Below are 12415 nucleotides of genomic sequence, written 5' to 3'. Positions count from 1 at the left end.
ATGATGCACAGGTTGGGCATCGTTTACAACTGCTTTATTGCGCCCATAGGCGCTGAACAGTCACTAATTATCTATATCTGCAAACAAATGGCGAATCGCGGTACATGGCAGAGTCTCTCACTGCAATACCAGCAAATACAACAGCAAGAGATTCATCACCATCGAAATCACCGCCACCGCTCGCCACAGTCCGGCCGGATCGCGCTTTGCCAGCGGCGTGATGCCGCGTGCCGGCATGGGATTGCTGGCACCGCGTTCCAGCGCAATCAAAAACTCTTCCGCAGTTTCGAAGCGTTCGGCCGGATCGCGTGCGACCGCCTTCAGCAGCACATTGTCCAGCCAGAGCGGTATATCGGGCCGGTAACGACTGGCCGGCACCGGTTCCCCGAAACGTGGTCGCTGAAAAGGCTCGACCTCACCATATGGGTAGTGGCGGGTCAGCATCGTATAGATTGTCACGCCAGCTGCATACACGTCGGTCTGGCGCGATGGCGGCGCATTGTCGAATTGCTCGGGGCCCAGGAACGACGGTGTGCCGGCCTGCAGCGCGGCAATGCCGCCTTCCTTCTCAAGTTCCGATAGCGCGACGCCGAGATCCAGCAGCCGCAATTCGGAATCCGTGCCGAGGTGGACATTGGATGGCTTGATGTCGCGGTGAATGATGCTGCGTCGGTGCAGGGCGCCGGCCGCGCGCACCAGCTTCTCGCCGTAGGCGATCGCCTCGGGCGCGGTGAAATGCGCACCTGCATCGAGCTTTTGTTGCAGCGTCTGTCCGTCGTGCCAGGTGGACAGGTAGTACAGATAATTCTTTTGTTCCGGCACGATCACTTGCGGGAAGAAACGCGCGACCACTCGCTTCGCAAGCCATTCTTCATGCGCGAACGCGGAGCGCTCGTGCGCATCGTCGGCACGGTCTGGATGCAAGGTCTTCAATACGAGCTGACGGTTCGACTTCGGTTCCACCACACGGTAGAGCAGTGTCGCTTGCGATGCATGGATGACTTCTTCAATCCGATAGCCATCGAGTTCCTGGCCGGGCTTCAGTTTCGGCGGCACGGGCAATTGCTGTGAACCCGACAGCGCGTCGCGCAGGTTTTCCTCCGGCAGTGCATCCACCCGCAATACCAGCGCACTGCAGTTGTCGGTGGAGCCGGCGCGCAGCGCGCTATCGGCAAGCAGTGCCGCGGTTGCTTCGGGCTCCGCCTGTTGCATCGCCACCTCGGACAGCGCATGCGTCATGTCGTACTCGGTCATCCAGCCCCATACCCCATCCGAGGCCAGTAGAAACACGTCGCGTTCGCGCAGCTCGCCCATGCCATGGTCGATCGCCAGCCGCGAATCCAGTCCAATGGCGCGCGTCAGCACATGCTGCATTTCCGGCCGGTCCCAGACATGGTCGGTAGTGAGCCGCGTCAGCGTACCGCCGCGCAGCAGATAGAGACGGGTATCGCCGACATGCGAAAAATAATAAAAGCTGCCGCGCAATACCAGCGCGGTCAGCGTGGTTGCCATACCTGCCACTTCACGCCGCTTGGCACCCTGATCCTGGACCCAGCTGTTGATCGCCTTGAGTACCCGGTCCATAGCCTGTGTGACCGGCCAGGTGTCGGGCGTTGCGAAGTAATCCGTCAGCAAGCCGCGCACCGTATATTCGGCTGCTTCGCGTCCGCCCGCATTGCCGGAAATGCCATCGGCGATAGCAGCCAGCATGCCTTTGGTCGACAGGTCGGGTTCATCGGGCGTCGCCATGCCGACGAAATCTTCATTGCGTTCGCGAAGGCCGGTACGCGATGCGTAACCGGTCAGGACGGATAGGGACATGAGACGAGAGGAATAGGATGGGTGTCACAAAGTGTACACGGGACGGCAACGCGTTACATTGCCGTCCCATGTCGCGAATCATCTGTCGCGTTGCCGTAGCGACGCGACAGATGATTAGATTTTTGCGGTGGTCATCGCAGCGCTGCCCCAGGTAGTGCGCCAGCGGTTCTTCACCACCGACAGGCCAACCAGCGCCGATACCGCGAGCGCGGCAAAGATGGTCAGGCCGAGCTGGTAGCTGCCGGTGATCTGCTTGGAATAACCGAGGCTGGAGGCAAGATAAAAGCCGCCGATACCGCCGGCCATTCCGACCAGACCGGTCATCACGCCGATTTCCTTGCGAAAGCGCTGCGGCACCAGCTGGAACACTGCGCCATTGCCGGTGCCAAGCGCCAGCATCGCCAACACGAAGACAGCCAGCGCACCCAAATAGGATTGCATGCCCAGGCTAGCGATGAACAGGAAGGTGCCTGCCAGCACATACATGATCGACAAGGTCTTGATGCCGCCGATGCGATCGGCGACGATGCCGCCGACCGGACGCACCAGAGAGCCGGCGAATACGCAGGCAGCGGTAAAGTAGCCAGCCGTCACCGGCGACAGGCCGTACTGCGCGTTGAAGTAAATCGTCAGCGAAGACGCCAGCCCCGAAAAGCCGCCGAAGGTCACGCTATAGAAGAACATGAACCACCACGCATCTTTGTCTTTCAGTACGTGCAGATATTCGGTCATCGACTTCGGCGGCGGCGCACCCGGCGAGTCCTTGGCAAATACCATATAGACAAGAAAGGCAACGCCTAGCGGAATGAGGCAGAGGCCGAACACGTTTTGCCAGCCGAAGGCGATGGCGAGCGTCGGGGCGAACAAGGCGGCAAACGCAGTGCCCGAATTGCCTGCACCGGCAATGCCGAGCGCCGTACCCTGATGCTCGGGTGGATACCAGCGCGACGCTAGCGGCAATGCGACGGCGAAGGCCGCACCGGCCACACCGAGCAATACGCCCAGGGTCAGCATGGTTTCATAGCTGTCGATATTGCCGAGCCAGGCCCAGGTCAATCCGGCAATCACAATGACCTGACCGATGGCGCCAGCCTTCTTCGGTTTGAGGTGATCGACCAGCACGCCCATTACAATGCGCAGCAAAGCGCCGGCCAGCAATGGCGTTGCCACCATCAAGCCTTTTTGTGCGGGAGTCAGTCCAAGGTCTTTCGAAATCTGCACGGCCAGCGGTCCCAGCAGGACCCAGACCATGAAGCTGAGATCAAAATAAAAGAATGAAGCGAGCAGGGTAGGCGTGTGGCCCGCCTTCCAGAACGACGTTGTTTTCACAATGCTCCTTTGCATCAAAGATAGTAAGACTGTTGCCTTGCAATGCAAGCGCCATGCCACTGGTTTTGAGCGGAAATGCCCCCGAATAAAGAGATCTGAATGGTGCAGCGCACCTATAAGCGCAGTAACGTCGCCCGCGATGCACCGGACAGGTGCATCCGCGTTGTCATCACAGTGCGTTTTTGCTGTTTCCTCTATGGCACGCGATCTGCTTAGAGTTCGCCATGTTCATTGAATGGCTTCAATGGCGAAGCCGCGCGGAGAGGGAGCTTTAATGAAGAAGCTGAAGTTAGTCATGGTTGGAAATGGAATGGCTGGTGTGCGCACTCTGGAAGAGTTGCTGAAGATCGCACCGGACATCTACGACATCACCGTATTCGGCGCCGAGCCGCACGCCAACTACAACCGCATCCTGCTGTCGCCGGTGCTCGCCGGCGAGCAGACCATCAAGGACATCATGCTCAACGATGTCGACTGGTATGCGGAAAACAACATCACGCTCCATCTTGGCAAGAAGATCACAAAGATCGACCGCAAGAAACGGCAGGTCATTGCGGAAGACGGCACCGTGGCGGAATACGACCGCCTGCTGCTGGCGACCGGTTCCAACCCTTTCCTGTTGCCGGTTCCCGGCAAGGATCTGAAAGGAGTCATCTCCTATCGCGATATCCAGGATACCAACGCGATGATCGACGCCGCGCAGCAGCACAAGCATGCGGTCGTCATCGGCGGCGGTTTGCTGGGGCTGGAAGCGGCCAATGGCTTGAAGCTGCGCGGCATGGATGTCACCGTGGTGCATTTGCCGAACTGGCTGATGGAGCGCCAACTCGATCCGGTTGCGGGCAAAATGCTGCAGAAATCGCTGGAAGATCGTGGCTTGTCTTTTCTGCTTGAGAAAAATACCAAGGAAATCGTCGGCGATGAAAACGGCCATGTGAAAGCGATCCGCTTCACCGACGGTCTGGAAGTGCCGGCGCAACTGGTGGTGATGGCGGTCGGCATTCGTCCCAATATCACACTGGCCGAATCCGCCGGCTTGTATTGCAATCGCGGCATCGTCGTCAACGACACGATGCAAACCTACGATCCCCGCATCTATGCGGTCGGCGAGTGTGTCAACCATCGCGGCACCGCGTACGGACTGGTTGCTCCGCTGTTCGAAATGGCGAAGGTTTGCGCCAATCACCTGGCGAACTTTGGCATCGGCCGCTATCAGGGTTCGGTGACCTCGACCAAGCTCAAGGTCACCGGCATCGACTTGTTTTCGGCCGGCGAATTCATGGGTGGCGAAGGTACCGAAGAAATCGTGCTGTCCGATCCGATAGGCGGCGTGTACAAGAAGCTGGTGATCAAGGATGACAAGCTGGTCGGCGCCTGCCTGTATGGCGATACGGTCGACGGTTCCTGGTACTTCAGCCTGCTGCGCGAAGGCAAGGACATCGGCGAGCTTCGCGACACGCTGATGTTCGGCGAGTCCAATACCGGCCGCCCCGGCGACGTTGGTCACGAAGGTTTCACCAAGGCCGCCGCGATGCCGGATACCGCGGAAGTCTGCGGCTGCAACGGCGTCTGCAAGGGCACCATCGTCAAGGCGATCAAGGAAAAAGGTCTGTTCACGCTGGAAGACGTGCGCAAGCATACCAAGGCATCGGCATCGTGCGGTTCCTGCACCGGCCTGGTGGAACAGATCATCATGTCCACCGCCGGCGGCGACTATTCGACCGCCAACAAGATCAAGCCGTTGTGCAGCTGCACGGACCATACGCATCAGGAAGTGCGCGATGCGATCAAGGCCAACAAGCTGCTGGCCATTAGCGACACCATGCGCTTCATGGAATGGCGGACGCCGAACGGTTGCGCGACTTGCCGGCCTGCACTCAACTATTACCTGATTTCTACCTGGCCGCATGAGGCGAAGGACGATCCGCAATCGCGCTTCATCAATGAACGTGCGCACGCGAACATCCAGAAAGATGGCACTTACTCGGTGATCCCGCGCATGTGGGGCGGCGAGACCACGGCGAATGATTTGCGCCGCATCGCAGATGTAGTGGACAAGTACAGCATTCCGACGGTGAAGGTGACCGGCGGCCAGCGCATCGACTTGCTGGGCGTGAAGAAGGAAGACCTGCAGGCAGTCTGGAAAGACCTCGACATGCCATGCGGCCATGCGTACGCAAAAGCGCTGCGCACGGTGAAAACCTGCGTCGGTTCGGAATGGTGCCGCTTCGGTACCCAGGATTCGACCTTGATGGGACAGCAACTGGAGCGCGAGCTGTGGAAGATGTATGCGCCGCACAAGGTCAAGATCGCCGTTTCCGGTTGCCCGCGCAATTGCGCCGAATCCGGCATCAAGGATGTTGGTGTGATTGGTGTCGATTCCGGTTGGGAAATCTATGTCGGCGGCAACGGCGGTATCAAGACCGAAGTCGCGCATTTCTTCGTCAAGCTGAAGACGCACGAAGAAGTGCTAGAGTATTCGGGCGCATTCCTGCAGTTGTATCGTGAAGAAGGCTGGTATCTGGAACGCACCGTGCATTACATCGCGCGCGTCGGACTTGAGCACGTGAAGAAAAAAGTATTGGAAGACGCTGAAAACCGCAAGACCCTCTATGAGCGTCTGCTGTTCTCGCTCGATGGCGAACCGGATCCGTGGCATGAGAAGGACAAGGCCCAGATCGATACCCGTCAGTTTGAGCCCTTGACGGTCTGACCGGAACGCCGGCCGCACCTAGCCGGCCACACCTAGCCGGCCGCACCGGACTACATGCTACAACTCAAGTAAAAGGGAATGAAATGTCGCAACAATGGAAAGCCGTTTGCAACGTCGCAGACATCCCCGTGCTAGGGGCACGGGTCGTCAATCGGGCACCGAAGACCGATGTGGCGATTTTCCGCAATAGCGAAGACAAGATTTTTGCCCTGCTCGACCGCTGCCCGCATAAGCGCGGACCGCTGTCGCAAGGCATCGTGTTCGGCGAGCGCGTGGCGTGCCCGCTGCACAACTGGAATATTCAGCTCGATTCCGGCTGCGCGGTCGCGCCGGACGAGGGATGCACCCAGAAATTCAGCGTCAAGGTGGAAGAAGGCCAGATCTTCCTCGACGTGAATGAACTGCAAACATTGGCCACCGAAATCGAGGTTGCATGAATGCATCAATCAGCGCCGAACTTCGACCTGCCGCTCTTTCCCGCGTCGATGACGTAGTGCAGGCAACCGCCGCTGGCGCGCGGACGGAAACCAAGGCGACGTGCTGCTATTGCGGCGTCGGTTGTGGCGTCATTGTCGAAAGCGATGGCGAAAAAGTCACCGGCGTGCGTGGCGATCCCGACCACCCGGCCAATTTCGGAAGGCTGTGCACCAAGGGCAGCACCTTGCATTTGACCGCCAATCCGGTATTACAGCAACAGGTCAGGGCATTGCATCCCGAACTGCGACTGGCGCGCAATCAGCAGCGCGAGCGTGCTTCGTGGGAATCGACGATGGATTTCCTCGCGCGCCGCGTCGAGGCGACGATACGCGAGCATGGACCGGACAGCATCGGCTTTTATATTTCGGGCCAGTTGCTGACCGAGGATTATTACGTCTTCAACAAGCTGGCCAAGGGCCTGGTCCGTACCAACAATATCGATACCAACTCGCGGCTGTGCATGTCCAGCGCGGTGGCCGGCTACAAGCAGACGCTGGGCGCCGACGCGCCGCCGGCATGCTATGAAGATATCGACGAAGCCCAGGTCATCTTCATCGTCGGCTCTAATACCGCGTATGCGCATCCCATCCTGTACCGTCGCATCGAAGAAGCGCGCAAGAAAAATCCGGCGCTGAAAGTGATCGTCGCTGATCCGCGCCGTACCGATACCGCGCGCGAAGCCGATCTCTTTCTGCCTATCCTGCCAGGCACCGATGTGGCGCTGTTCAACGGCATGCTGCACATCTGCCTGTGGGAAGACCTGATCGACACGGCCTATATTGACGCGCACACGGAAGGATTCGTCGAGCTCAAGCGCACGGTGCGCGATTACACCCCGAAGTTTGTCGCCGATACCTGCGGCATCACTGAAGAAGACCTGATCCGTGCGGCGCGCTGGTTCGGCCAATCGAAGGCGACGCTGTCGCTGTATTGCCAGGGCCTGAATCAGTCCGCAGCTGGTACCGCAAAGAATGCGGCCTTGATCAACCTGCATCTGGCGACTCATCAGATCGGCAAGCCGGGCGCCGGGCCTTTTTCGTTGACCGGACAGCCTAATGCGATGGGCGGGCGCGAAGTAGGGGGGCTGGCCAACCTGCTGTCGGCGCATCGCGACATGGCCAATCCGGAACATCGCGCCGAAGTAGCGCGGCTGTGGGGTGTGGACGATGTGCCTTCAACACCCGGCAAGACCGCGGTGGAAATGTTCGAAGCGGTACGCTCAGGCGAGATCAAGATCATCTGGATTGCCTGTACCAATCCCGCGCAATCCCTGCCGGAACAGAAAATGGTGCGCGAAGCATTGAAGCATGCCGAACTGGTGATCGTGCAGGAAGCCTACCGAACCACCGCGACCGTCGACTATGCCGACGTGCTGTTGCCCGCGACCACCTGGAGCGAAAAGGAAGGCACGGTCACCAATTCCGAACGCCGCATTACGCGCTTCAAGCCGGTATTGCCCAAACCGGGTGAAACCCGACACGATTGGGAAATCGTCATCGACTTCGCGCGCCGGCTGGAACAGCGGATGGGCAAGGCCGGTACGCTGTTTCCTTATGAGAATGTCGAACAGATCTGGAATGAGCATCGCGAATCCACGCGAGGACGCGATCTCGATATCACCGGCTTGTCTTACCGCATCCTGGAACAGCAGGGCCCGCAGCAATGGCCTTATCCGGAAGGTGCCGTCACGGGCAAGAAACGCCTGTATGAAGATGGCATCTTCCCGACCGCCAGCGGCCGCGCCCGCTTTGTCGATACCGTATACAAGCCGGTGGTCGAACCGGTCGATGCGCGCTTTCCCTTCCGGTTGACCACCGGCCGCCTGCGCGACCAGTGGCATGGCATGAGCCGCAGCGGCACGGTGGCGCAACTGTTTTCGCATGCGTCCGAACCGGCGGTCATGCTGGCGCAATCCGACATGGACAGGCGCATGATTGCCAACGGCGATCTGGTGCATGTGACCAGCCGGCGCGGTTCGCAGATCCTGCCTGCGCTGGCAAGCGATGAAATCCGTGCCGGACAGGCCTTCATCGGCATGCACTGGGGCGAGGAGTATGTTTCGGGTCGCGGCAGCGACGGCGCGGGAACCTATGGCGTCAACGCGTTGACGGTACCGGCGTTTTGCCCAAGTTCCAAGCAACCGGAACTCAAGCATGCGGCGACGAAAATCCTGAAGGCCGAGTTGCCGTGGCGCTTCCTGGTATTCGGCTGGATCGATGCATCGGCGGCACTGGCGCTGCAGGCGGCGCTGCGTCCCACTATGCGGCAGTTTGCGTATGCATCCTGCACCTTGTTCGGTCGGGACAAGGTTGGGGTGCTGTTCCGCGCGGCGGACGATTATCCGGCTGCACCCGAACTGGTGAAGGACATCGAGGCGCGCTTTGGCATTGCCGGGGCTGAGGTCTTGCGCTACGACGATACCAAGCGTGGCAATGCGCGGCATATCCTGGTCCGCGATGGAAAACTGGAAGCGGTTTCGCTGGCTGGCGATCTTTCCGCTGAACGCTGGCTGAAGGAGTACCTTGAAGCCGAGCAGCCCGTCGCTGCTTTGGGACGTCTGCTGCTGATGCCTTCGACCAAGGCGCCGCAGGGCTTCAAGCCGCGTGGACGCATCGTCTGCAATTGCTTCAACGTTGCCGAAACCGAAATCCATGACATGCTTGACACGCAGGACTGGATCAATGAAGGCACGCCGGATGCAGCGCTGGCATCATTGCAGGGCAAGCTCAAGTGCGGCACCAATTGCGGATCGTGCGTGCCGGAACTCAAGAAAATCATCTTGCAGAAAAGCCCCGCGGGCAAGATCGCGGCATAAGGTTCGCCGCAGGTTCCTGCCTTCTTGATAATGTGAAGGCAGGAACTATCACATTCCTCCTTCTCGCCCTCCCGCAGTTCGTAGTACCCTTGCGCCATGACTACCGCATCCGATTCATTCCCGGCCGCCCGATTCATCAAGGAAATCGGCCGCGGCAAAAAAGGCGCGCGCAGCATGTCGCGCGAAGATTCCTGTCAACTGTATGCCGCGATGCTGGAGCGTCGCGTCTCCGACCTGGAGATGGGCGGCATCATGCTGGCAATGCGCATCAAGGGAGAGTCGGTCGATGAAATCGCCGGTTTCCTGGACGCCGCCGAAGCTTCATTCGAGCGCTTGCCGATGCCCGCTGCCGACGCCGCACCTGTCGTCATCCCCAGCTATAACGGCTCGCGCAACATGCCCAACCTGACGCCGCTGCTTGCCATGCTTCTGGCACGGCAAGGCGTGCCGGTCCTGATCCATGGCGTCACCACCGACCCCGGCCGTGTGACCACCGCCGAAATTCTTGATCGCCTCGGAATCGGATTTGCGCAATCGCTGCAGGAAGCCGAAGCCGGCTTTGCGGCAGGCAGGCCGGTCTTCATGTCGATCGAAGCACTGGCGCCGCGCATGGCAGGCTTGCTGGCCTTGCGTCGCATTCTTGGCGTGCGCAACTCTACCCATACCCTAGTGAAGATCATCCAGCCGTTTGCGGGACCGGCTTTGCGCCTGACTTCGTACACGCATCCCGAATATCTGGAAATGCTGTCGGCGTATTTCTCGACGGCGGCGCCGGTCGAACGCGGCGATGCCTTCCTGATGCGCGGCACCGAAGGCGAGACGGTCGCCAATCCCAAGCGCGCGCAACAGATCGAATGGTTTCACGAACATGAGCGCACGGTTCTGGTGCAAAAACAGGAGCCGGTGGATGAAATGCCGCCGCTGCCGCACTCAAGTGATGCAGACACGACGGCGAACTGGATAGAACAGGCGCTCAAGGGGGAGCAACCGGTGCCCGCACCGATTGCCGCACAGGTGGAACACTGTTTGCATATAGCGAGACATCTATATGCAAGACAGGTGTTTCATGGAAGCGAAAGGTAAGGTTTATCTGGTAGGCGCGGGTCCGGGCGATCCGGAACTGCTGACGCTCAAGGCAGTCAAGGCCATCGGCCATGCCGACGTGTTGTTGGTCGATGATCTGGTCAATCCGGAGATTCTCGATCATGCCTGTTCCGATGCGCGCGTGATCCATGTCGGCAAGCGCGGCGGTTGCCAGTCGACTCCGCAGGAATTCATCGAGCGGCTGATGATTGCCGAAGCACGCGCAGGCCATCGCGTGGTGCGCTTGAAGGGTGGCGACCCGTTCATCTTTGGACGCGGCGGCGAAGAGCGCGAACATCTGCTGGCCGCCGGCATCGAAGTAGAGGTCATCAATGGCATCAGCAGCGGTCTCGCCGCGCCATCGTCGATTGGCGTACCGCTCACTCATCGCGATTGGAGCCAAGGCGCGATATTCGTTACCGGCCACGGCAAGACAGCCGATGCCAATCCCGACTGGCAAGCGCTGGCCAAGCTCAACATGACGCTGGTGGTGTACATGGGCGTCGCACGCTGCGCCGAGATACAGGCAGCGCTGCTGGCCGGCGGCAAGGCTGCGGCCACGCCAGTCGCCGTCATCCATGCGGCGACATCGGCTGCGCAGGCGCAGCTGGTAACCACACTGGGTGAGTTGCCAGCCGCAATCGCAGCGGCCAATCTTGCAAGTCCCAGCATCATTGTCATTGGCGACGTGGTGCGCTGCGCATCGCATGGTTTCAATGAAAGCCTTCCGGCACTCGCGGAGCGCGCTTTTCGCTGACCCGATTTCCTCCAAGAGATGTTATTTCGGCCACTCTGCACGGGTGGCCGTTTTTTTGCGCTTGATAAGGCCAGGGCTTCGACAGTCACACCGCTTACAATCATGGCTTCGCAGTTTTCTCAGATGCCATGCAAAACCAGTTTGATATTGCCGTAATTGGCGCCGGTGCAGCCGGAATGATGTGTGCGGCGGTCGCCGGTCAACGCGGGAAAAAGGTCGTGCTGATCGACCATGCTACCCGGCTGGCGGAAAAGATCCGCATCTCCGGCGGCGGACGTTGCAACTTCACCAACCTGCAGGCCGGCCCGCAACATTTCGTTTCCAATAATCCGCACTTTTGCCGTAGTGCCTTGTCGCGCTATACGCCGCAGGATTTCCTCAGTCTCGTCAAACGCTATCGTATTGCTTTTCACGAAAAACATAAGGGCCAACTGTTCTGTGACCAGTCGGCGGAGCAAATTATCGACATGCTCAAGGCCGAATGCGAGGCGGGCAGGGTGGCTTGGCGAACGCCATGCAAGGTGGAAACAATCGGCAAGGACGGCGATCGATTTCGGCTCGATACCAATGCCGGCACGATCCACGCTGCCAGCGTAGTGATTGCTACCGGCGGCTTGTCGATTCCAAAGATTGGCGCTACCGATTTTGCATTCCGGATAGCCAAGCAGTTCGGACTCAAGCTGGTCGATCCGCGTCCGGGACTGGTGCCGCTGACCTTCGATATAGCAACATGGGAACCGTTTATCCCTCTATCGGGGATCGCCCTCGAGGTCGATATCGAAACAGGGGAAAAGAAATCACGCACGCATTTTCGTGAAGATCTCTTATTTACTCATCGTGGGTTGTCCGGGCCGGCTGTGCTGCAGATTTCAAGCTTTTGGGATTCCGGCAAGCCGATCATGCTCAATCTTGTGCCGGAAACCGATATCGCCGAGACGCTGGTACAAGGCAAGACCACCCTCAAGAAAAACATAGGCAACCTGTTGCCGCAATGGCTGCCTTCCCGTTTGGCCGAAGGCTTGCTCGTTGCCAACGGTATTCGACCTGACGCGAGGCTGGCCGACATGCCGGACAAGACTCTGCGCCGGCTGGGTGAGTCGATCAATCGCTGGATGATCGTGCCGAACGGCTCCGAAGGCTATCGCAAGGCTGAAGTGACGCGCGGCGGAGTCGATACGAAGGAGTTATCGCAGCAAACCATGATGGCCAACAAGGTGCCCGGTCTTCACTTCATCGGAGAAGCGGTCGATGTCACCGGATGGCTGGGTGGCTACAACTTCCAATGGGCCTGGGCATCCGGCACGGCCGCCGGCTTGTCGGTATAGCAACGACCCTGCTGATCTGCGACAATCCGTCGAAATTCTTTTCAACGCGATCTTATGCTGCTATACTCGCCGTCTTTCCCTCAAACCCACGGTTA

8 protein-coding genes are annotated in these 12415 nt (G+C 59.3%); 6 read left to right on the top strand and 2 right to left on the bottom strand.

The window, feature by feature from the left end; genetic code table 11:
• Nucleotides 1–117 precede the first annotated feature (117 nt).
• On the bottom strand, nucleotides 118–1821 hold the full coding sequence (locus D3871_RS13275; RefSeq protein ID WP_119769323.1) for a bifunctional protein-serine/threonine kinase/phosphatase: 1704 nt from the start codon (nucleotides 1819–1821) through the stop codon (nucleotides 118–120).
• Nucleotides 1822–1935: 114 nt separating this feature from the next.
• A complete protein-coding gene (locus D3871_RS13270; RefSeq protein WP_199724767.1) occupies nucleotides 1936–3150 on the bottom strand; it encodes a nitrate/nitrite transporter in 1215 nt (404 codons plus the stop codon).
• Nucleotides 3151–3424: 274 nt separating this feature from the next.
• Between D3871_RS13270 and nirB the strand changes: the two genes are divergently transcribed.
• From nirB to D3871_RS13240, 6 genes are all read left to right on the top strand, one after another.
• Nucleotides 3425–5863 (top strand): nitrite reductase large subunit NirB, encoded by a 2439-nt coding sequence (gene nirB / locus D3871_RS13265; RefSeq protein ID WP_119769321.1) that lies wholly within the window; start codon nucleotides 3425–3427, stop codon nucleotides 5861–5863.
• 83 nt (nucleotides 5864–5946) lie between these two features.
• The gene (nirD, locus tag D3871_RS13260) at nucleotides 5947–6300 is read left to right on the top strand and encodes a nitrite reductase small subunit NirD (RefSeq protein ID WP_119769320.1); all 354 of its coding nucleotides are present in this window, start codon (nucleotides 5947–5949) and stop codon (nucleotides 6298–6300) included.
• Nucleotides 6297–9155, top strand: a complete 2859-nt coding sequence (locus D3871_RS13255) for a nitrate reductase (protein WP_119769319.1) — start codon at nucleotides 6297–6299, stop codon at nucleotides 9153–9155. The genes nirD and D3871_RS13255 overlap by 4 nt, the downstream gene beginning before the upstream one ends.
• Nucleotides 9156–9251: 96 nt before the next feature.
• Complete coding sequence (gene ybiB, locus D3871_RS13250; RefSeq protein WP_119769318.1) at nucleotides 9252–10238, top strand: DNA-binding protein YbiB; 987 nt, start codon at nucleotides 9252–9254, stop codon at nucleotides 10236–10238.
• Complete coding sequence (gene cobA, locus D3871_RS13245) at nucleotides 10222–10995, top strand: uroporphyrinogen-III C-methyltransferase (RefSeq protein ID WP_119769317.1); 774 nt, start codon at nucleotides 10222–10224, stop codon at nucleotides 10993–10995. The genes ybiB and cobA overlap by 17 nt, the downstream gene beginning before the upstream one ends.
• A gap of 128 nt (nucleotides 10996–11123) precedes the next feature.
• Nucleotides 11124–12320, top strand: coding sequence for a BaiN/RdsA family NAD(P)/FAD-dependent oxidoreductase (locus D3871_RS13240; RefSeq protein WP_119769316.1), 1197 nt, complete (start codon nucleotides 11124–11126; stop codon nucleotides 12318–12320).
• Nucleotides 12321–12415: the final 95 nt, after the last annotated feature.

It is taken from the genome of Noviherbaspirillum saxi (genome assembly GCF_003591035.1).
In the GTDB taxonomy this organism is placed as follows: Bacteria; Pseudomonadota; Gammaproteobacteria; order Burkholderiales; family Burkholderiaceae_D; genus Noviherbaspirillum; species Noviherbaspirillum saxi.
This window is presented reverse-complemented; position numbering and strand designations above follow the sequence as displayed.

What these genes read in the sequence shown, in the direction of transcription:
- D3871_RS13275 (WP_119769323.1), bottom strand. Translation starts at nt 1,821, where the DNA reads ATGTCCCTATCCGTCCTGACCGGTTACGCATCGCGTACCGGCCTTCGC.
- nirB (WP_119769321.1), top strand. Translation starts at nt 3,425, where the DNA reads ATGAAGAAGCTGAAGTTAGTCATGGTTGGAAATGGAATGGCTGGTGTG.
- nirD (WP_119769320.1), top strand. Translation starts at nt 5,947, where the DNA reads ATGTCGCAACAATGGAAAGCCGTTTGCAACGTCGCAGACATCCCCGTG.
- D3871_RS13255 (WP_119769319.1), top strand. Translation starts at nt 6,297, where the DNA reads ATGAATGCATCAATCAGCGCCGAACTTCGACCTGCCGCTCTTTCCCGC.
- ybiB (WP_119769318.1), top strand. Translation starts at nt 9,252, where the DNA reads ATGACTACCGCATCCGATTCATTCCCGGCCGCCCGATTCATCAAGGAA.
- cobA (WP_119769317.1), top strand. Translation starts at nt 10,222, where the DNA reads ATGGAAGCGAAAGGTAAGGTTTATCTGGTAGGCGCGGGTCCGGGCGAT.
- D3871_RS13240 (WP_119769316.1), top strand. Translation starts at nt 11,124, where the DNA reads ATGCAAAACCAGTTTGATATTGCCGTAATTGGCGCCGGTGCAGCCGGA.